The organism is Salegentibacter holothuriorum, assembly GCF_900168045.1.
Taxonomy (GTDB): Bacteria; Bacteroidota; Bacteroidia; order Flavobacteriales; family Flavobacteriaceae; genus Salegentibacter; species Salegentibacter holothuriorum.
The window spans coordinates 630932-652962 of the sequence record NZ_FUYY01000001.1 but is presented as its reverse complement, the minus strand read 5'-3'; the positions used below and the strand labels follow the sequence as shown (position 1 = coordinate 652962).

At 32.3% G+C, this 22031-nt stretch carries 22 protein-coding genes; 21 read left to right on the top strand and 1 reads right to left on the bottom strand.

From position 1 onward, the window contains the following. The first annotated feature begins 3 nt into the window (after positions 1–3). From B5X51_RS02950 to B5X51_RS02875, 16 genes are all read left to right on the top strand, one after another. A complete protein-coding gene (locus B5X51_RS02950; protein ID WP_079719370.1) occupies positions 4–573 on the top strand; it encodes a GNAT family N-acetyltransferase in 570 nt (189 codons plus the stop codon). Next, the gene (locus tag B5X51_RS02945) at positions 560–1147 is read left to right on the top strand and encodes a GNAT family N-acetyltransferase (RefSeq protein ID WP_079719369.1); all 588 of its coding nucleotides are present in this window, start codon (positions 560–562) and stop codon (positions 1145–1147) included. Before B5X51_RS02950 ends, B5X51_RS02945 begins: the two co-directional genes overlap by 14 nt. Next, positions 1144–1605, top strand: coding sequence for a GNAT family N-acetyltransferase (locus B5X51_RS02940; RefSeq protein WP_176132718.1), 462 nt, complete (start codon positions 1144–1146; stop codon positions 1603–1605). Before B5X51_RS02945 ends, B5X51_RS02940 begins: the two co-directional genes overlap by 4 nt. Then, on the top strand, positions 1605–2645 hold the full coding sequence (gene pseI, locus B5X51_RS02935; RefSeq protein ID WP_079719366.1) for a pseudaminic acid synthase: 1041 nt from the start codon (positions 1605–1607) through the stop codon (positions 2643–2645). The genes B5X51_RS02940 and pseI overlap by 1 nt, the downstream gene beginning before the upstream one ends. A 31-nt stretch (positions 2646–2676) precedes the next feature. Then, the gene (locus B5X51_RS02930) at positions 2677–3852 is read left to right on the top strand and encodes a hypothetical protein (protein ID WP_079719365.1); all 1176 of its coding nucleotides are present in this window, start codon (positions 2677–2679) and stop codon (positions 3850–3852) included. A 5-nt stretch (positions 3853–3857) separates the two neighbouring features. After that, positions 3858–4739 (top strand): glycosyltransferase family 2 protein, encoded by an 882-nt coding sequence (locus B5X51_RS02925; RefSeq protein WP_079719363.1) that lies wholly within the window; start codon positions 3858–3860, stop codon positions 4737–4739. Positions 4740–4832: 93 nt separating this feature from the next. Next, positions 4833–5378 carry a serine O-acetyltransferase gene (locus B5X51_RS02920; protein WP_079719362.1) on the top strand — a complete coding sequence of 182 codons (546 nt, stop codon included), beginning with the start codon at positions 4833–4835 and terminating at the stop codon, positions 5376–5378. Between the two features lie 111 nt (positions 5379–5489). Then, the gene (locus B5X51_RS02915; RefSeq protein WP_176132717.1) at positions 5490–6275 is read left to right on the top strand and encodes a polysaccharide deacetylase family protein; all 786 of its coding nucleotides are present in this window, start codon (positions 5490–5492) and stop codon (positions 6273–6275) included. Positions 6276–6280: 5 nt separating this feature from the next. After that, positions 6281–7420, top strand: a complete 1140-nt coding sequence (locus tag B5X51_RS02910; RefSeq protein WP_139374822.1) for a glycosyltransferase family 4 protein — start codon at positions 6281–6283, stop codon at positions 7418–7420. Between the two features lie 3 nt (positions 7421–7423). After that, positions 7424–8311 carry a GNAT family N-acetyltransferase gene (locus B5X51_RS02905; protein ID WP_079719359.1) on the top strand — a complete coding sequence of 296 codons (888 nt, stop codon included), beginning with the start codon at positions 7424–7426 and terminating at the stop codon, positions 8309–8311. Positions 8312–8318: 7 nt separating this feature from the next. Further along, positions 8319–9389 (top strand): glycosyltransferase family 4 protein, encoded by a 1071-nt coding sequence (locus B5X51_RS02900; RefSeq protein ID WP_079719358.1) that lies wholly within the window; start codon positions 8319–8321, stop codon positions 9387–9389. A 194-nt stretch (positions 9390–9583) separates the two neighbouring features. Further along, positions 9584–10411, top strand: coding sequence for a glycosyltransferase (locus tag B5X51_RS02895; protein ID WP_079719357.1), 828 nt, complete (start codon positions 9584–9586; stop codon positions 10409–10411). A gap of 515 nt (positions 10412–10926) precedes the next feature. Further along, on the top strand, positions 10927–12045 hold the full coding sequence (locus B5X51_RS02890) for a glycosyltransferase (RefSeq protein ID WP_079719356.1): 1119 nt from the start codon (positions 10927–10929) through the stop codon (positions 12043–12045). A 137-nt stretch (positions 12046–12182) separates the two neighbouring features. After that, entirely contained in the window at positions 12183–13103 is a 921-nt protein-coding gene (locus B5X51_RS02885) for a GNAT family N-acetyltransferase (protein WP_079719355.1), read from the top strand. A gap of 102 nt (positions 13104–13205) precedes the next feature. Then, positions 13206–14318, top strand: a complete 1113-nt coding sequence (locus B5X51_RS02880; RefSeq protein ID WP_245828691.1) for a hypothetical protein — start codon at positions 13206–13208, stop codon at positions 14316–14318. Positions 14319–14697: 379 nt separating this feature from the next. Beyond that, positions 14698–15669: a polysaccharide deacetylase family protein gene (locus tag B5X51_RS02875; RefSeq protein WP_079719353.1), complete on the top strand. Its 972-nt coding sequence runs from the start codon at positions 14698–14700 to the stop codon at positions 15667–15669. Here B5X51_RS02875 and B5X51_RS02870 read toward each other — a convergent pair. Next, positions 15637–16596 carry a glycosyltransferase gene (locus tag B5X51_RS02870; protein ID WP_079719352.1) on the bottom strand — a complete coding sequence of 320 codons (960 nt, stop codon included), beginning with the start codon at positions 16594–16596 and terminating at the stop codon, positions 15637–15639. The two genes, B5X51_RS02875 and B5X51_RS02870, sit on opposite strands and share 33 nt — an antisense overlap. A gap of 86 nt (positions 16597–16682) precedes the next feature. Here B5X51_RS02870 and B5X51_RS02865 point away from each other — a divergent pair, with 86 nt between their 5' ends. From B5X51_RS02865 to B5X51_RS02845, 5 genes are read left to right on the top strand one after another with little or no spacing between them, the layout of a single operon-like run. After that, complete coding sequence (locus B5X51_RS02865; RefSeq protein ID WP_079719351.1) at positions 16683–18482, top strand: ABC transporter ATP-binding protein; 1800 nt, start codon at positions 16683–16685, stop codon at positions 18480–18482. After that, positions 18445–20025, top strand: a complete 1581-nt coding sequence (locus tag B5X51_RS02860; RefSeq protein WP_079719350.1) for an aldolase catalytic domain-containing protein — start codon at positions 18445–18447, stop codon at positions 20023–20025. Before B5X51_RS02865 ends, B5X51_RS02860 begins: the two co-directional genes overlap by 38 nt. After that, positions 20022–20708 (top strand): acylneuraminate cytidylyltransferase family protein, encoded by a 687-nt coding sequence (locus tag B5X51_RS02855; protein WP_079719349.1) that lies wholly within the window; start codon positions 20022–20024, stop codon positions 20706–20708. Before B5X51_RS02860 ends, B5X51_RS02855 begins: the two co-directional genes overlap by 4 nt. Beyond that, entirely contained in the window at positions 20689–21312 is a 624-nt protein-coding gene (locus tag B5X51_RS02850; protein WP_079719348.1) for an HAD family hydrolase, read from the top strand. Before B5X51_RS02855 ends, B5X51_RS02850 begins: the two co-directional genes overlap by 20 nt. Then, on the top strand, positions 21309–22031 hold the full coding sequence (locus B5X51_RS02845) for a glycosyltransferase family 29 protein (protein ID WP_079719347.1): 723 nt from the start codon (positions 21309–21311) through the stop codon (positions 22029–22031). Before B5X51_RS02850 ends, B5X51_RS02845 begins: the two co-directional genes overlap by 4 nt.

The following is a 22031-nucleotide window of genomic DNA, read 5'->3' as shown; positions in this document are numbered from 1 at the left end:
AGTATGAAATCATATAAAGCCTTAAAACAGCAACAATTTACATCTGGAGAATATTCGATAGTTCCAATTCGATCCGAAGATCGTTATGATATTATGGAATGGCGCAATGAGCAAATGTACCATTTAAGGCAAAAAGAGGCTCTTACCAAAGAGAACCAGGATTTTTATTTTGATTCAGTTGTAGAAAGTTTGTTTGAACAAAATAAGCCTTCGCAAATTCTTTTTTCTTATTTAGAAGGAGAAAAATGTATAGGTTATGGTGGACTAGTTCATATTAATTGGACCGATAAAAATGCGGAAATTTCATTTATTATGAATACAGATCTGGAAAAGGAAAATTTCGAATTTCATTGGACAAATTTTTTAAATCTACTGGAATATGTTGCTTGGAAGGAACTAAATTTGCACAAAGTCTATACATACGCTTATGATTTGCGCCCTCATATATATATGATTCTAGAGAAATTGGAATTTAAGTTGGAAGCGAGATTAAAAAACCATCTTTTGTTAGAAGAGGGAAATTATTGTGACATATTAATTCATGCCAAATTTAATTACGATGAAAATTTATAGTGGAGAAAGAGTTTACCTTAGGAAAATTCAAATTACCGATATAACTGAACGAGTTATGGAGTGGTTTGAAGATAAGGAGTTGATGGAATTTTATACTAATTCGAAAAAAACTATTACGAAAGAATCACTAATAGAATCAATTAAAGAAGGTGAAAAGCGAGGGAATTTATACACTTTTGGAATTTTCACCAAAGATAGTGAGACTTTGATTGGGACTATAAAACTTGGTCCAATTAATTTTTCACATCGAATATCTGATCTGGTAATTCTTATAGGAGATAGAAACTATTTAGGAAAAGGATTAGCGGTAGAGGCCATTAAGACAGGTAATCAGTTGGCTTTTGAAGAATTTGATATCCGTAAATTATATGGAGGAATGTATGAATCCAATATACCATCAATTAAAGCTTATACAAGGGCAGGGTGGATTATAGAAGGTAGGTTAAAAGGTTTCTACCTACATAAGGGTAATAATGAAGATAGAATTCTTGTATGCTGCTTAAATCCAAAATATTTTCTAAAAGAAGAAATTGAAGAACTAGAGTCCGTTCAAGATAGATATTTTCAATTTTGAAATCAAGATTACGAAATTTAAAAAAAAGTGATTTAAATCCACTATTTATTTGGAGAAATCATCCGCTTACTCAGTTAAATTCGTTTGATAAAAAAGAGATTTTATTTGCTGATCACAAGAAATGGTTTAATGGGATCTTAGGTAGCAATTTAACAGCCACCTATATTCTAGAAACTGAGGAAGTTCCGGTTGGTGTAATCCGATTTGACATAGAAACCGAAGACCAGAGAGCTGCTAAAATAAGCTATCTAATAGATCCTTTAAAGCACGGCAAGGGGTTAGGTACTAAAATTTTAGAGAGGGGAATTAAAAAAATTTCACAGGAAAATAAGAAACTTGATAAGGTTTTTGGCTATGTTCTAAGGGAGAATTTAGCTTCTATTAGAATATTTGAAAAGTTAGCTTTTATTAAAGTATCCGAGGATACTTCAGAATTAAAATTTGAAAAATCTATATAATGAAAATAGCAAAAAATACTATAGGAGGAGATCATCCTGTTTTTATAATTGCGGAGCTTTCAGCTAATCATAATGGAAGTTTGGACACTGCTTTAAAAACAGTGAAAGCTGCAAAAAGAGCAGGAGCTGATTGTATTAAATTGCAAACCTATACCCCTGATACTATAACTCTAAATTCTGATAAGGAGGATTTTCTTATTAAAGGAACTATTTGGGAAGGAAAAAAACTCTACGAACTTTACCAGGAGGCTTATACTCCCTGGGAGTGGCACGAAGCAATATTTAAAGCTGCAGCAAAAGAAGGCTTAATCTGTTTTTCCTCTCCTTTTGATAAAACTGCTGTAGACTTTTTAGAAAAGCTTAAAGTACCCGCATATAAAATAGCTTCTTTTGAAATCACCGATATTCCACTTATTGAATATACCGCTTCCAAAGGAAAACCAGTGATAATATCCACTGGAATAGCCGGGAAGGAGGATATTGAACTAGCATTAGATGCTTGCAGAAGAATGGGTAATAATGATGTTGCCCTATTAAAATGTACCTCACAATATCCGGCACCTATTGAAGATGCAAATATGGTAATGGTTAAAGACCTGGCTGAACGATATAATGTGATAACAGGCTTATCAGATCATACCATGGGAAGTACTGTGCCTATTGTTGCCACCGCTATGGGAGCTAAAATAATCGAAAAACACTTTATTCTGGATAAAAGTATAGGTGGGCCGGATGCTTCTTTTTCTATGGATGAAAAAGAATTTGCCGAAATGGTAAAAGCGGTGAGAAAGGCAGAAAAGGCTATCGGGAAAATAGATTATACCTTAACAGAAAAACAGAAAAAAGGAAGAGATTTTAGTAGATCTCTGTATGTAGTCGAGGATATTAAAGCGGGGGAAGTTATTACGGAAAAAAATGTAAGAAGTATTAGGCCAGGGTTTGGTTTACATCCAAAGAATTTTAAGGAGGTGATAGGGAAAAAATCAAAACAGGGTATTTCCAGAGGAACCGCTTTAAATATCTCACATTTCGAAAAATAATATTTATATACCTAGCATAAAAAATTAAACCATGACACTTGTTTTCTTTTTTCCTAAACCTATTCGGGCTTCCCGAAGAGAATTATTTCAGTTGGATAGATTGGAAAAAGAGGGATATAATATTGTTGTTTTGGATGCAACAAAATATTATGATAAAACTAATAAATTTCCTCAACCGAGGATATATCATCGTACCATTGATTGCGCAACAAGGGAAGATTTTGTTAATTTCGCCAAAACCTTACCAAATGAGCCGGTCCTTTTTATTACATCAGATCTTTATGTAAATAGTGCATCCCCGGTTTTTAAGTCACTAATAAGAAAAAATGATAAGCTATTAGCTTACAAGACAAAAGCTTTTTCTAATGGGCGTTTTTCCGAAAATAAAACAAGATTGTTCTTAGAAAAAATTATAAGGAATTTGGATAAACATTTTGCCTTACATTTTTTTAATTTTTATTATAAAAGAAAATACGGTATCTTAATCCCTGATTATTACCTGTTTAGTACGAAATATATTATTCCTGTAAAAATATATTTAACAGTAAAAAAACAAAATAGGTTTGTGATTCATAACGATGATTACAATTTAATTTTGAATCCGGAACCTTCAATAATTGACAATAAGAAAAAAATAGGGGTTTTTGTAGATCAGGCCATTCCGTTCGCAATTCAAACGCATCCTCAGCTATACAAAAAAGAGGACTTACCAAAAGACTATGTTGAAAATTATTACGAAAATATAGAAAAGTCTCTTTTTTATTTACAAGAAAAATTGAATTTGGATGAAATAGTGATTGCACTTCATCCCAATTCGAATAATTTTAAAAAAGAGTTGGTAGGTAAATTTGCGAATTTCAGAACATTCTCAGGAAAAACAATGGATCTAATTAGAGATGCTAGTATAATCTTTACCCATAATAGTACTGCGCTTAGCTATGCTGTTATTTTTGAAAAACCGGTAATAATCTTTAAGGATGAATTCGTAATGGGTGAAAAAATAAAAAAAGGAACTTGTTTTTTCTTAAATGATTTAGATATGCGGGGTTTTTACATTGACAGGGAATTTGAGGAAATAAGTAATAATGATATAAAAATTAATAAAAAGCGATATAAAGAGTATACTCAAAATTTCATTAAAGACAATAATATTCAGGAAAACTCTTATTACTACGCCATTAGTAAAATAAAACAGGAGCTAAAATAATTTATATGATTTCTATAATTACCCCGTCGTTTAACCGTGCTTATTTATTACCAAGAATGATTGAAAGTGTATTAAGGCAAACTTTTAAGAATTGGGAATTAATCATTATGGACGATGGATCAACTGATAATACCAAAGAAGTAGTAGAAGCTTATAATGATTCTCGAATAAAATATTTTTATACTGAAAATAGTGGCGCAGCAGATAAAAGAAACCAGGGGGTTGAAAAATCACAATATGAATTTATAATATTTCTTGATAGTGATGATGAGGTAGTAAGCAATTGGTTGACGGAATTTGTCCATCAAATTAGAAAAAATAAAGCAAATATAGTCTCTTGTGGTGGCCAAAAATGTAATTCAAAGGGGGAGGTTATTGGGACTATTTTACCAGTAAATCTCGGTCCTCTGTTTCAAAATATCAAAGCTAATTTTATGGCTGGCTCAATTTTATATCATAAGAGATATTTTATTGAAAGTGGCGGTTTTGATAGAAATCTAAAATCTGGACAACACACTGATTTATTCTTAAGAATAATTACAGATATACCGGAAATCGAGTTAAAAGTATTTACTATTAATAAACCTTTAGTAAGAGTATATTTGCATACCGGGACGAGAATTCGTCATGATAATAACGCTGTATATAGTGGAACCGTTTTATTTATTAAAAAACATAAAAAATTATTAACGAATAATCCAGCAATCTTTAGCCAGTATCTGTCTATTGCAGGTGTTTCAGCTATAAGAACTAAAAAGTATAAAGAGGCTAATTCATTTTTTTATCAAGCCATAAAATGTAATAAAGGTAATCTAAAATTATATTTCCAGTTGATTGTATCTTTTATACCTTTCTTTCGCGATAAATTTTGGCAGCAAAATAGTTGAGTTAAAATTTAAAAAAGGAAATAAATGGGGACCTTACTAAAAAAAACTAGTAGTAAATTGTATAAATTTCTGTAGCCTAATCAAAATAATAAGATGACTGTAGAAGAAATAATCAGAAAGGATTTATATAGATACGCGGGGCAAGATTCTATTTTAAAAGGATTAAGAATACCTGGTTTTAGATATAGCTTTCTATTACGCAAAGCGTCAAAATTTCCTGAACGCTCTTCTTTAAAAGGAATAATATATAGAAGGCTTTTAAAATTCGCCAGTCATTACTATGGTTTTCAAATACCACCAGAAACAAAGATTGGGGAAGGACTGTATATTGGTCATTTTGGCACCGTAATTATAAATAATATGACATCTATTGGTAAAAACTGTAACCTGTCCCCAAATGTTACTATTGGACAAGCCAACAGAGGATCTAAAAAGGGTGCACCTATTATTGGCGATAAAGTATGGATAGGAACAGGTGCAGTAATCGTCGGGAAAATAAAAATTGGTTCTAATGTTTTAATTGCACCAAATTCTTTTGTAAATATGGATGTACCCAATGATTCTTTAGTTATAGGAAATCCCGCCAAGATTATTAAAAAATTGAACCCCACAGAGGGGTATTCAAATTTTTTGATTTAGTTAAACTCAATTTTATAAATCTCTCTTTTTTTAATGAGGAAATTGTATTATACCATTCTTAATTTTTTTGCTCCAATCTTCAGGTATTATTACCGAAAAAGGTTAAAGGTGTTGGCATATCATACTATTGAAGATTCAGTGAACTTTGAAAAACAGCTCAAGTTATTAAGATCTAAATATGCCATTATCTCCATAGTTCAATTAAAAGAGTATTTAGAAAATAAAAAAAATTTACCTATTTACCCACTTCTTATAACTTTTGATGATGGGGATGAAAGTGTTTTTAAAGCTGGAATGCCTGTTTTAAAAGAAAATAATTGTCCGGCTATTTTATTCGTGATTTCCGGGTTAATCAATACTAATACTGATTTCTGGTGGAATACAGTCATTAAAAATGAAATAGAGTATGGATCTAGTCACTATGAGACTTCACGAAAAATTAGTTATCTCAAACAGGTGTCGAATAAGGAGAGAATAAAAGAATTAGATAATTATAACCCAAGGGATAAAGCCCAACTTACATCCTCTCAATTGAAATGTCTAGATAAAAACAATATTTGTATTGCCAACCATTCACATACCCATCCCATGTTTGATCAATGTTCTGAGGAAGAAATAAATTATGAACTTAGCAGTTCTAAAAAAATGTTTCGCGATTGGAACATTGGTGAGTTTGATGTTTTTGCTTATCCTAATGGTAATTATGATAAAGTCTCAGAAAGAATTCTTTCTAAAAGAGGAGTTAAAATTGCATTCCTTTTTGATCATAAAATCAATCAACCAGTTATAAACCCTCTTAGAGTGTCCAGAATTCGGGTTAGTGCTGATACTGGACTGACTGAATTTGAAGCTAAAGTATCGGGAATTCATCCGTTTATTTATTCGGTTTTTAAATAAAAAATGTGAAAAAGGAAAAAATGAAAATTTTATTATTAATTAACTCTTTCGGTCGGGGAGGAGCTGAGAAATCAACTGTGTCTTTTATATTAAAAGTTAATAAGCAGTATGAAAATATAAATTTTGTTTGTGTATATCTTCATCCATATAAGCCAGGTTTTTATGATGAAATAGAACAAAATAAAATCCCATTAATTCATATTAAAGAGAAAGGTTTTTTTTCTCGTGTAAAAAGGTTCAAAGGTATAATTGAGGAATTTCATCCTGATATAGTACATAGTGTTTTGTTTGATTCAAACCTTATCAGTCGTTTTTCTTCAATTGGCAGGAATGAAATTTTTGTTGAGAGCCTGGTTAATAAAACTTATTCAAAAGATAGAGAATATCAGAGTAGAAACATTCAAATTAAAAGCTATCTAATTAAATTAATCGATAAAAGTTCATCTTATTTAGTAGATTATTTTCATTCAGTAGGCTTTGCAGTAGCTAATCATTATCTTGAGGTTTATAATAGAAAATTCAATTATACTGTTGTTGAAAGAGGAAGATTAAAGCCAATTAATATTCCTGAAAAGAAAGGAAATGTATCTGGAAAATTAACTTTATTGACTTTAGCTCGTCAGGAATATCAAAAAGGTTTACTTTATCTCTTGGAGGCTATGCTTCCTTTTAGAAATATGGTTCAACTTCAAATTGTCGGAAGAGAAGGATCTGCAACGGAGGAATTAAAAGAATATGTTAGACGTAATAATATGGAGAACGATGTAGAGTTTTGCGGCTATTTCGATGATATCGTTCCGTTAGTTAATAATGCCGATGTTTATGTCTCCGCTTCCTTATATGAAGGTTTGCCCGGTAGCGTTATTGAAGCAATGTCTTTAAAAAAGCCATTGATATTAAGTGATATCGAAGAACATAGAGAGGTTGCAATAGAAAATGAGAATGTTTTGTTTTTTCAACCTAAAAATTCCAGAGAACTTTCAGAAAAAATTGAAATATTCCTTAATGATCGTAAACTACTTAAAAAGTTTGGGAGTAGGTCTATGGAAATTTTCAATGAGAGATTTACCGAAGATTCAATGATTAAAGGTATGGCAGAATTTTATTTAAATATTTTCGAAAAAGAAAAAACCTCAAAAAATTAATAAGTGGAATTCAGAGATTTAGATTACTCAAAAGATATAGAGGATGTTGCTTCCTTAATAAAAAAAAATTTACAACCAGAGTACACAAAAGATTTTCTTATTTGGAAACATTTAAATAATCCATTTGGTCCATCCTTATCGATGGTAGCAATTTCTCAGGAGGAAATTGTAGGGGTTGTTTTTTATATGCGATATAACTTCTATAATAAAAAGGGGGAGATGATAAAATGTATTAGGCCCTTTGATGCCTGTACTTCACCTAAAATGAGAGGAAAAGGTATTTTTAAAAAATTAATGACCAAAGGACTGGAAAGATATAAGAATGATTATCAAGTCTTGTTGGCAAATCCAAACGCTAATAGTCACCCTGAATTTTTAAAATTAAGATGGAAGGAGCCCAAACACAATTACATATATAAATTTGGAATACTTTTGCCTTCGAAATTAAAGCAAGGGGAAAGCTTAATTAACCTTCCAAAATCGGAAAATTCTACAGACATAATTTCAACCAGTCATCTTTTCCAGGTTGGTAATTCTCTTGAATTTATACAATGGCGTTATCAAGATCCGGGTTACCAAAAAGTAAAGTATAAAACCTCAGATCAAAACATCCTTTACTTGGTTTATCGAATGGACAAGATCAAAGGGCTTAAAACGCTTGTTTTGTGTGATAGTTATGGAAATACTGAAATACTTCAAGATGCATTAAAACGAATTCTTGCCAAAGAGAATACTCCTTTTGTATATTTTCTAGAGAATCAAATTAATAAAGAGATTTCATCTTTATTTTCACTAAAACATAGGAAGGCATTAATTGTTTTTAAGGAAAATGACTTTCACATTCCAGATAACCTTATAATATCTCTAGGAGATCTTGAAGGTAAACTATAAGAGAAGTATGAAAATCCTCCAACTTATACAAAAACCTCAAAACAGGGGCGCCGAAACTTTTACTTGTCAGCTTTCTAAGCATTTAATACAACTGGGGCATGAAGTACAAATAATTGCCATTTTTTCGGGAAAGTCAAAGCTAGATTGGGATGCTGAAATAAAAGACATAGACGGTACTGCAAGTAATCGATTTTTAGATTATAAAGCGTGGAAAAACCTGACAAAGTTTATAAAGGACTTCCAGCCTGACATTATACAGGCTAACGCCGGGGATACCTTAAAATATGCTATTCTTTCTAAAAAATTATTTGGTTGGTCAACGCCTATCATTGTGCGTAATGCCAGTGAAGTAGGGCAATATTTGAAATCGGGTGTACAAAAAAAGCTTAATCATTTTTTATATAAAAATGTAAGTAGGGTGTTGTCGGTATCTCAGGCATCCAAAAAAGATATTATTCATCTGTTTCCTTTTTTACGAGAACGTACTTTCGTTCTTCCGGTGGGACTTGAGTCTAAAATACCAAAAACTATTAAACTCATGCCGCAGGAGGTAAAACATATAGTTCATATTGGCGGCTTTAGTTTTGAGAAAAACCATAAAGGTTTGCTGGAAATATTTCAATTGGTGATACAAGACGAACCTTATTTACACCTGCATTTGGTAGGAGATGGGCCATTGCGGTGGGAAATTGAAACGCTGGTAAAAGAAAAGGGATTACAAGACTCCATAACATTTCATGGTTTTGTTAATAACCCTTTAGATTTCTGTAAGGCTGCAGATGTGCTCATATTACCCAGCATCATTGAAGGTCTGCCAGGGGTGCTTTTAGAAGCAATGTATTGTAAAACGCCGGTAGTGGCCTATAATGTTGGCGGAATTGGCGAAATTGTAAATGAGCAAACCGGTTACCTCATTAAAAAGGGAGATAAAAACAGTTTTAAAAAAGCCATATTGAAGGTTTTGGCAAACAAACCGGAGCATAAAATAGAAAATGCCTATAAAATGGTTAAAGAAAGTTATATGAATAGTAAAATAGCTTTGGAGTTCGAAGCCGTTTATAAAGATTTATTGAAGTAAGCTTTGGTAAACTTTTGTATACGTTATAAAACATTCTTTACCATAAGGCATTCGTCATGATGAACTTGTCGAAGTGTAGGAGAGAAAAGCGTATAGCATAGGCTTTAATTAACTTTATCAGGGTAGTATTATGGAAGATTGCTTTATATACTTTAAAAATTATAGAACTAAATTACTGTAAACTGCGTTATTAAATGGCATACAATAAAAGTCCACGGGTTGGGGTAGTAATACTTACTTATAATCGTCTTAATTTATTGGAGATTGCTTTATGTAAAGTTAAAAATCAATCTTACACCAATATGCAAATATTGGTGGTAGATAATGATTCTACCGATGGAACACGAGCATATCTTTCTGCCCAAAAAAATATAAATACTCTTTTTTTAGACTTCAACACAGGGCCTGCCGGAGGTTTTTATTATGGAATAAAATACTTTAAAGAAAAGGAAGAAATAGATTATCTATGGTTAATGGACGACGATTTTTTCCCCGCAAGAACTTGTTTGGAAAATTTATTACATACAGCTTCGTCCAAAGTAGTATTATTTCCGTTTGTACGGAATAAAGATTTTCAAACAAAAAATAATCCGGCCTGGTGGGGAGTTCTTCTTCCTGTAGGAGTAGTAAATAAAATAGGCCTGCCCGATAAAGAATTATTTTTTTGGGGTGAGGATACGGAATACTTAAAGTATAGAATAGAGGAGGTGCATCAAATCCCCTGTAAATGGGTTTCCTCTGCTAAAGGAGTACACTTTGCAACCAGGGGTAAAAACTCCCGATCTGCCTGGCGTTACTATTATGAAGCGAGGAACAATATTTATATCAGATTATACGTACGTAAAAATAAATTAAATTTACCCCAAAGATTATACAAAGCTTTTAAATTTTGGTTGTTTCTCTTAGGTGGCTTGCTTTTTAAAGAGAACGAGAAATTCATAAAGCTAAAACTTTTTATACTCGGTACCTTTCATGGAGTTACTAAAAAATTAGGAAAAACAATAGATCCAAGTGATTATTGATTATTTGAGAGTGCAATATCAGTATTTTTCGAATTAATTTTAAAACAGAATTTATCTTTAAACTTTCTAATTTTTTCTTTTTTGCATTGCCCAAAAAAGAAACAAAAAAGTCTAGGCTTATACCTCGACTAAGCTCGGGACAGGCTATACTTTGTCTAAATTTATCGTTCAATTCCTTCCCGGGATTGGGAACTCGCCAATAACCTTTAGTATAAATTTCAAAAATCCGTTTGGCTCAAACAGCCTAAAATTTTTCGGAATTTTCACGTCAAATTTTATGATAAATTTTCGGTAGGCCGAAATAACCATGATACTAAAAATCATCGCATTTATTTTAAATAGCTGTGCGCGCACAATTATAATAGGTTCCAAGGGCGCATCAATTAAAACGTTTAGAAAGTTACTGGTACAATCTACAATTGCACAGACCGGGTTGGCCCAGTATCTCTAGCTTAAAAAAATAAATTTCTTGTGTAGGCCTGAGAATGAATTAACTTTGCGCTTTTATTTAAACTATGTCAAAAATTAAAATCCTTCATATTATTAAATCCCTGGGCAGGGGAGGCGCTGAAATGTTGCTTCCTGAAACGCTCAAATTGCACGACCAAGAAAAATTTGATTTTCATTATATCTATTTTTTACCCTGGAAAGATCAAATGGAGTCAGCAATTAAAGATGCCGGTGGGAGAGTGACCTGTTTGGAAGCCAAAGACAATATCAGGTTATTATCGCAGTACAAAGAAATTATTGCTTATTGTAAAGCACATAAAATAGATATAATACATTGTCATTTGCCCTGGGCCGGTTTTGTAGGTAGATTGGTACATAAAAAAACAGGAATACCGGTATTGTATACAGAACACAATATGCAAGAACGCTACCATATAGCTACTAAAACAATAAATAAATATACATTTAATTCCCAAAGTCTGGCCCTTGGAGTATCTCAAGATGTTACTAATTCCATCAACAAGAATATTCAGCCAAAAATTCCGGTAAAAACATTACTAAACGGTGTTAATATCGAATCTTTTCAAAAAACAAGTAATTCCAAAATCAGAAAAGAATTAGGGATACCAAAGAATGCCATAGTACTTGGCAATGTAGCCGTATTCCGCTTTCAGAAGCGTTTGGTAGAGTGGTTAAGGGTGATTAAGAAAATTAAGGAGCAGCATTCAAGTGTTTATGGAATAATTGTTGGAGCCGGTCCGCTGGAAGAAGAGATTAAAAAGGAATGGAAAGACTTAGGTCTGGAGAAAGTGGTTTTCTTTCCCGGTTTACAAACCAATGTAAAACCTTATTTTGAGGCTATGGATATTTTTATGATGAGTTCTTCCTTTGAGGGCTTGCCTATAGCCTTGTTAGAAGCTATGAGTATGGAATGTGCGGTGGTATCTACAGATGCAGGAGGCATTAAGGAAGTGATTAGAAAAAATGAAGATGGACTGGTTGTTCCTGTAGATGAATGGCAGGAGCTTTCAGGTAAAGTTCAAAGCCTCATTAATAATCCTGAAGAATTAAACAAGTTGAAACTGGCGGCGAGGAAAAGGGTGGTAGAATCGTTCAGCCTTCAGCGTATGGTTGAGGAGTTGGAAGGTTATTATGTGGAGATGAGTGAGGAAGTAACGAAGTGATGAAGTAAAGGAGTGAGGAGTGAAAAGAGTAAAGGAGTGATGAAGAGTGATCTAGTGGAGGAGTCAGGATCACAAGTTAACAAGATCACAAGGTCACTACATCAAAGCCTTACACTCATAACATAAAACAATAAATAATGCAAATAAGAGAAGCCAATCATTCTGATATTCCTGGAATTTTAAGCGTACTAAAAGCAAGTTTGGGGGAAACCTCTTCTAAGAAGACAGAAGAAGTATGGCGCTATAAGCATATAGAGAATCCTTTTGGGGAGTCTCTGGTATTGGTAGCTGAGGAATACAATAAAGTTATTGGTGTAAGGGCTTTTATGCGGTGGCAATGGCAACGTGGGGAAGAAGTATATAGCGCATTTCGTGCTGTAGATACAGCTACGCACCCGGAACATCAGGGTAAAGGCATCTTTAAAAAACTTACCTTAAAAGCTTTAGAATTTGGAAAAGAGCGTGGCGATCATTTTGTATTTAATACGCCAAACTCCCAAAGTAAGCCGGGCTATCTTAAGATGGGATGGAAAGAAGTTGCTAAATTAAAAATAGAGTTGCGGGCTTTAAATCCTATTAATATAAATAAGCAGTTTACTTATCATTGTGTTGGAGAAATAGCTTCCAGTGATAACCTGATAGCTTCGTTTTTTCAAAAGCAAAAGAAGACCAACCAACTCTTTACGCCTAAAAACTTACAGTATTTAACCTGGCGTTATATCAATAATCCTTTGCAGGATTATGCCGTGATCTGTAATAAACAATATTTTATTGCCGGTTACGTTAAAAAAAGAAATAAATTTAAAGAGTTTAGGTTGTCTGAAGTGATCTGTACTACTAATGGGAAAAAGGAAGCAAAAACAGCAATTCTTCAATTGGCAAAAGCATCGGGAGCACAGGTGTTAAGTATAGCTTCTAATGCAGACATTCAATTTAAAACCGGAATTATCGGGAATTTTGGTCCGGTATTAACCTATAAAGCAATAAATTTAAATACTCCCGAGCTATTAAATTTGCAAAACTGGAGGTATAGTTTAGGCGACCTGGAATTGTTTTAGATTATGATAGGAGCAATAGTTTTAATACTTTTTTTATTCCTTCTAAACCAGGGGCTTTTTAACAGTTTTGAGAAAAAATATCGGTGGTTTTCCAAAAAACTGATGAATTTGCTCTTTTTATATCATCTGTTTTTCTTTGGAGTTTACTACACCTATGCTGCTTTCAATCCTTCTGATTCTAAAGCCTATTATTCCAGACCTCAAATGAATGATGAATGGTTTCATTATTTTGGCACCAGTACTACCTTTATAGATTTTCTATCCTGGCCGTTTATCAATTTGCTTGGTTTTAGTTATGAAATGATGATGGTGCTTTTTGCCTGGTTGGGATATCTAGGCTTCGTCTATGCATATATGTTTTTTCGAGAGAATATACCAATTAAGATTAAGGTTTTTAAAAATTTTGATCTTCTTGTCTTAACACTTTTTTTACCTAATATGCATTTTTGGACAGCATCCTTAGGGAAAGGAGCTCCAATTTTTTTAGGTTTGATGATGTTTGCGTATGCTCTAAAGAATCCAAAGTCCCGGCTTGTAACCCTCATATTAGGATCAGTAATAATCTATTTTATTAGACCTCACGTATTCTTGTTTGTAGCAGCCGGGACAGTTTTAGGGTATATGACGGGAAAAGAAAAAATTTCCTTCGGGAAGAAACTACTTATTTATGTAGGAATGATTGGTGGATTAATTCTGGTTCAGGACCAAATTTTAGGAATGGCGGGCTTGGAAGAATCGGAAAATCTTGTATCAGATTTTGAAGATTTTTCTGAAGATCGTTCGCAGGGTCTTAGTGAATCGGGTTCCGGAGTAGCCATATCAGATTATCCGTTACCCTTAAAGCTTTTTACATTTTGGTTTAGACCCTTATTTTTTGATGCACCGGGAGTTTTAGGCTTAATTGTCTCGGTTGAAAATCTCCTTTATTTATTGCTATTCATCAAAATTCTCAAAAAAGATTTTATTTCCTTTTTAAAGAATTCACCTATGTCCGTAAAAATGAGTTTAGTTGTATTCTTTCTTTCTTCTTTTGCCTTAACCTTTGTAATGTCTAACCTCGGGATTATTATGCGACAAAAGTCTATGGTGATGTACTTTCTGTTTTTTGTGATCTATTATTATCTGGCGCAAAAGAAGTATGATAGAATTATTAAAAAGCGTAAGTTGTTAAAAAAGAGGCAGAAGGCAAAAGAAGCTGTGGTAGCTATGGAATAAAGGATATAGGGAGCGATAATTGGGGATTCGGGATTTGTTTCTTCGGAAAATAACCAAGCGAGAATGGACTCGTTAATTCGAATGTAGCAACTGTTTAGTTGAATATTTGGGATTCGTTAATGGAAAAATAGAAAATGGTAGATTCGGGAATCCTTAATTTCGAAATTTGTGATGTAGCAATAGATGGAGTTGCTTAAGGCCAGGATAAAAATAGATGAAAGATAATATAAAGCCTAAATGAAAAATGCTTAATTCTAGCTATCAGAGGTTGCCCCGGTTAATCGAAATTAGCATAAATCGAACCCACGAAGAACGAATAAACGAATTAACGAATTCACCAATTAACGAACCAACGAACTAACGATTTAACGAACAAACAATGCAAGGTACCTTAGTGATTTCCCTGGATTTCGAACTTTTATGGGGAGTGTTTGATAAAGTAGACTGGAGGGAAAAGAAGGAGTATTTTCAAAATACCCGTAAGGTAATTCCTGAGATGCTTAAGCTATTTGAAAAATATGAAATTTCCTGTACCTGGGCTACCGTAGGGATGTTGTTTAATGAAAACTGGGAAGAGTGGAATGAAAATATTCCTGAATTAATACCAGATTATAATAATATAGAACTATCAGCATATAGATATGGGAAATCTATTGCAAGCAAAGAAACTGAAGCACTTTGTTTCGCACCAGAACTTATAAAATTAATTGCTGAAACTCCAAATCAGGAGCTGGGTACTCATACCTATTCGCATTATTACTGCCTGGAACGGGGGCAGAATCAGGCGGCTTTCAAAAAGGATTTAGAGAAGGTGGTTGAACTTGCCAGGAAACAAGGTGTTGATATGCGTTCTCTGGTATTTCCTCGTAACCAGTATAACGAAGATTATTTAAAAGTTTGTGCCGAATTTGGGATTACCAATATAAGGTCTAATCCTAAAGATTGGTATTGGCAGGATACCCAAAAAGATAGTCTGGCGCAAAAAATATTTAGAACCGGGGACGCCTACCTTGGATTTTGCAATAAATCTTATAAAAACGAAGAAATTTTCCAAATACAGCCTGGAGTGGTTCCGCAAATGGCTAGCAGACTGCTTCGCCCTTATAGTGATATAAAGGCTCTTAATAATATGAAGTTGAAACGTATTATTTCGGAAATGGAAAAAGCAGCCAGGAAAAACGAAATTTATCACTTATGGTGGCATCCGCATAATTTTGGGAATAACCCTAGTAGGAATTTAAATGAATTGGAGGAGATTCTTCGCTGTTATAAAAAACTAAAAAATTTGTATGGCATGAAATCTATACATATGAACGAATTAAAGTTGCAAAGTTTGAAGATAAAACTTTAAAAACTTTATAATCTCAAGCATTTTTTTTCTTTTTAAATAATATTTAAAAATCATTTTAGCATAATTATTAGCTCGCGATTTAAAATGTTCAGAAAGGTTTTTGTCTTTTTTTCGTTTATAATATTTTGATAAATAGCTATAAGTTTCAAATTTTGATTTCAGTTGAAATGATTTTTCAGCAGTACTCCATATAGAAGCGGGATGTATTCTATAAAAACTGGGCTTTATATTTTCGAGATATTTCCCATCCCCATAATTTCCCAATAAACTCATCCAAAAATTATCACCATTAAAAATTTTAGTAAACTCTATAGGAATATCTTTAATTTGGTTTCTAAAACACCAGGTTGAAATAGGTGGTTGTATAAACGCTTTTTTTAATTGAGTGCTTGTAAAATCTCTTTCACTTAATTTTAAATCGCTATTATTGGAAATAAGTAAACCGTTTTTATCTATTAATTTTACCTCGTGATAGGTGAAACTGGTATTAGGGTTGGCTCTTAAATAATCTACCTGTTTCTGAAGTTTATATGTATCGTCCCAAAGATCATCTCCATCGCAATAAGCGATAAACTTTCCTCTACTGGAAAATATATTGTACAACGAATTAAAAATCCCTGTTGGTTTACCGGAAACACTAATGTTATTCATCCTATGATGAAAAAATAATCTTATTTTTTCTGGATATTTTTTAGCGTAGGCTATACATATTTCTCTTGTGCCATCTGTAGAGTCGTCGTCTCCAAGTAGAAGCTCTATTGAAAAGTTGATTTTTTGAGATAGTATGGCATCCAGGCTTTCTTTTATATAAGACGCCTGGTTATATGTCTGTATGCATATACTAACCAAAGGGGTGTGTACAGCTTTATTCTTATATTCAGTAACTTCCTTTTTTTCAAATAAATTCTTAAATTGGGTAAAGTTCATGAAATCATATCTTAGCAATAAACTAGAATTAGCAGCGAGCAAAGATAGTATAAAATTATACCTTTGTTTGAACAATTCATTTTAGTATGCGGCTGAAGCAATTTATTAAAAAACAATTTGGATATCTGTTGTTTTTTTATTCTTATCTTAAATGGAGGGTGATTCTAAGTTTTTTACTAAGTTTTTTAACCGGTATTTTAGATGGTTTGGGACTTGCCCTTATTATTCCCTTATTACAAATTGTATTTAACGATACTGCAAATGCTGAAATACCCGGAAGCGATTTTTTAAATAAAATATTTTTTGACTGGTTAGATTTAGAGCCTGTAATTCTAGATGTTTTTCTAATAATATTCTTATTGTTTAGTTTAAAGGGGGCCATAAAATTTATGGACGCCTATCTAAGCGTGTTATGGCAACAAAAAATGATGCGAGAAATACGTTTTAATAGCCTTCACCTTTTTAGTAATTATAAATACCCGTCTTTTGTAAATCTCGATACTGGAAGGGTACAAAATACCCTTGGTAGTGATGTTGCTAAAATAAGTGTAGCTTATAAATTTTATTTCAAAACAGTTAATTTCTTTGTTTTAGTGCTGGCTTATTTTTCATTGTCCCTAGGAGTGGATTGGAAATTTACTCTATTGGTATTATTGGGAGGTATAATTATTAGTCTGCTTTATAAAATTTTATATAAGCGTACAAAGTATTTTTCAAACAAGCTTGTTGGTGAAACGAACTACTATCATAAATTATTAATAGAAAATATTAATTTATTTAAGTACTTAAAGGCTACTGGATTAATTGATTCATTTGTTCATAAATTGAAAGGAAGTATTTTGAAAATGGAACAAACCCAAAGAAGATTGGGAATAGTTGATGCGATTCTAATGGGGATTAGGGAACCATTAATAATACTAGTTATTTTTGGCGCAATTCTTTTTTATACAGAGCTATTTAACCAGGGAATTACCGGTGTATTGCTAAGCTTGTTGTTTATTTATAGGGCTTTTTCTTTTTTTATGGCTTCTCAACAGCAGTGGAATTTATTTTTGGGATATTCGGGTAGTTTAGAAAATTTAAAAAGCTTTAATAAACTATTGCAGCAATCTCAGGAAAAAGATAAGTATAAAAATATATTTCGTGATTTTAAGCAAAGCTTAACATTAAAAAATGTTAGTTTTAGCTATAATGACAAGCAAAACCCAATATTAAATAAGATTTCTTTTAGCATAAAAAAGAATACCAGTGTCGCTATAGTGGGCCCCAGCGGTTCGGGTAAAACTACACTTATGAATATCCTAACCGGATTATTGATTCCCAATAAAGGTGATTTTTTTGTCGATGATGTTAATTTTAAAGAAATTGACCAAAAATCCTTTAGAAGAAAAATAGGATATATTGTTCAGGACGCTACAATTTTTAACGATACCTTATTTAATAACGTAACTTTTTGGGAAGAAAAGAGTAAAACTAATCTAACCAGGTTTAAGAGTGCTGTAAAAAAAGCGAATATTGAGGATTTTATTTATAATCTACCGGAAAAAGAAGAAACGCTTATAGGAACTAATGGGGTAAACATTAGCGGAGGGCAAAAGCAGAGAATATCTATTGCACGTGAACTCTATAAAAAGGTGGAAATTTTATTGATGGATGAAGCAACATCTTCCCTTGATACCGAAACAGAATTTGAGATTCAAAAAAATATTTCAAATTTAAAAGGCAATTATACCTTTATTACCATAGCACATAGACTGGCTACCATAAGAGAAGCCGATAAAATTATTTTATTGGAAGATGGTGCTATTAAGGCAATTGGAGATTACGAACATTTATTAAAAATCTCCAATGCATTTAGAAAAATGGTGGAAATGCAAGAATTATAAAATGATCAATAAACTAAAAGGTAATAAACCATTAATACTGGATTGTACTCTGCGAGACGGTGGGTATTATACAAATTGGGATTTTGAGGATAAATTGGTAGATGCGTATATTTCTTCTATGAATAAATTACCTGTCGATTTTATTGAAATTGGTTACAGATCTACACATAAGAAGCAATATAATGGCGCCTATTTTTATTTACCTGAATTTATTATCGAGAGGATTAAAAGCCATACAAAGAAAGACCTTGCGATAATTTTAAATGAAAAGGATGTTAGAAAGGAAGATGCAGAAGCTTTGTTAAATTCTTGTTTAGGAAAAATAAGACTAATAAGACTAGCAGTGAACCCTGAAAATTTAGATAGGGGCATAGCTTTGGCATCTAAAATTAAGGAAATTGGTTTTGAGGTGGCACTTAATTTAATGTATGCTAGTAAATGGCCTTTAAATTATCCTTTATTACCGCAAATTAAGGCTATTGATGCAGTATGCGATTATTTTTATGTGGTAGATTCTTACGGAGGGCTTTTTCCTGAAGATGTGAGAAGAATTTTTAATTATTTAAAACCCAAATTTAAAATTAAATTAGGCTTTCATGGTCATAATAATTTGGAAATGGCGCTGGCTAATACATTAGAGGCAATTAATTGTGGTGCTAATATAGTAGATGCAACTATTGACGGAATGGGCCGTGGTGCGGGAAATCTTAAAACAGAATTATTACTAAGTGTTTTATATAAAAAGATTGAATTAGATGTGAATTTTGATGTGCTGCACAAAGTTCGCGAAACTTTTTTTCAGCTAAAACCTAAATATCAATGGGGAACGAACCTGCCATATATGGTTTCGGGTAGCTTTTCTTTGCCACAGAACAAGCTTATGGATCAAATCCATAAAAGGTATTTTTCTTTAAATGCTATTATTAAAAATGACATTGGAGCCATAAGAAATACTTTTTCAACAAGCAATGTTGCTGTTTTTGAACCTGAATTTAAATCTTCTAGTGTACTAATTGTGGGAGGAGGTAAAGCTTTACAAAATCATAAAGCTGCTATGAATAAATTTCTTTCTATACATCCTAAAATACCGGTGATTTTTGCAAGTTCAAAAAACGTGGCAGTTTTTAGAGAAGTGAAAAACCCGCAGTTTCACTTAATTCCGGGAAAAGAACTCCAACGATTAAACAGGTTTTTGTCAAAAACGAAATTACAAAAAAGATCTTTTATAATTCCCCCGGCGTTTAATGACGTGAAAAGCTTACATGGTTTGGAATATTATAAATTAGCTGAAAATAAAAATTACTGTTTTCCCGAATCGGTTACTGAATATTGTCTTCAGGTTGCTTTAGCTTTTAAAGCGACGAAAGTTTATTTGGTTGGTTATGATGGGTACGGTAATATAATAAATAAGGCTCAAAAAGAATTGTTTGAAGAAAATGAAACAATTTTTAGACATTATAAAAATGAAGATTTTAAAATAATTTCACTTACTCCCTCTGAATATACTATTGAAAAATCTTCAGTTTATTCTTTTTTGCTATGAAGTATTCCATATTTCTTCCCGTTAGAAAAGGAAGTGAAAGAATAGAAAGAAAAAATACTCGTGATTTTTCGGGTATTGAAGGAGGATTGCTAAAGTTGAAACTTAAACAACTGGAAGGCCTACCACAAAATATGGAGGTGATAATTTCTACCAATGATGAAGAATGCCTGGAAATTGCCGGATCTTTTTTTAAAAAAATAAGGAATTTGCGAATTATAAAAAGAGCCGATAGATTAGGGGCTGCCAATACCCCCTTAAAAGAACTTATTAAACACGCAGGAGAAGTAAGTGCCGCAGATTTTATTTTATGGACGCACGTAACTTCCCCCTTTTGCCAGAATGCAGAATATTTAAAAGCCATTAGAGAATTTGAAAAAGGATGGGATAATGATTTTGATTCATTAGTTTCAGGAAAAGATTATAAGGAATTTTTAATGGATAAATCTTCTTTAGGAATTGTAAATAATAATACGGCTATAGCCTGGCCACGAACTCAGGATTTACCAGAATGGTTTGAAATTAATAATGCCATATTTTTAACCTCTCGGGCAAATTTTTGCAAAGGAAAAAGAATGGGAGATAAACCAAAATTATTAGCGCAAAGTAAAATAGTTTCTTTGGATATAGATTATCTGGACGATTTTAAGATTGCAGAAGCCGTATATGATAAATATTATAAATAAGTTGGCGATTTTATGGGATTTTGATGGGGTTATTTTAGACTCTATGCCTGTTAGAGAATACGGTTTTAAAAAAGTTCTCGAAAAATATCCAACCAGAGAAGTTAATTTACTCTTAGACTTTCATAAAGTAAATGGAGGTCTATCACGTTATGTGAAATTTCGTTATTTCTTTAAAGAAATTAGAAAGGAAGATGTAAGTGAAGAAAAATTGAGTAATCTTGCAAAAAGTTATTCTGACATAATGAGAAAAAAATTGGTTTCAAAAAATAATTTGATTTTAGAAACTATAAATTTTATAAAAGAGAACAAGTCAAATTTTAATATGCATATTGTTTCAGGCTCAGATAACAATGAATTAAATTTTTTATGTGATAAACTAATTATCTCCCAATACTTTAAAAGTATAGAGGGCTCGCCAACTCCAAAAATAGAATTGGTAAGGAGTTTGATTAAAAGATACGGGTACGCGCCCGAAAATATTTGTTTAATAGGCGATTCTATGAATGATTTTGAGGCAGCAAATTTAAATAGTATCGATTTTTACGGATATAACAATCCGGATTTAAAAAACCTGAATGCTGTATATATAAAAAGCTTTACTTGAAATTAATAAAAACTTTTTACGCACTAATCTTAATGTTTTTGTCGTTAAGGATATTTAATTTAAAACGGCATTTAAAGGATAAAAGAGTGGCCATTATAGGAGCCGCCGATTCGGTTTTTGATGAAAAGAATGGTGATTATATTGATTCTTTTGATGTTGTAATCAGAATAAACAAGTCGGCATTGGTCTGGAACAAAGAAAATGCTGATTATTTAGGCTCTAAATTCACCTATCTATTTCATAGTTTTTACGAAAATAATTATAGTGGTGGAGGCCCTATAAATTTTAAAGAATTTAAAAAATTAGGGATTCAAAATTTAGTGCATCCAAATTCAGATAGTAAGGGATTGAAAGCACATCTTAATTTTTATAAGAGACACTTGAAGCTAAAGAAAACTTATATACTTTCGCCTAGGTTATATAAAAAAATAACAAAAGAATTAGGTTGTTTTCAGCCTACTGTTGGGTTTTCGGCTATTTATAGTGCGTTAAATACAGATTGTAAAGAATTATACTTAACCGGTTTCACTTTTTTTAAGAGCCCATATTTACCAGGATATCGTGATGACCTTAGAGATACAATATCGAATAAGCGCCATATAGAAAAACAAGGTATTCACGATCCAGATGTAGAGTTTGAGGTTTTTAAAAATCTAGTACAAAACTCTGGCAATAAGAGAATAATTTTAGATTCCCGATTAAGAAAACTTATAACTTAA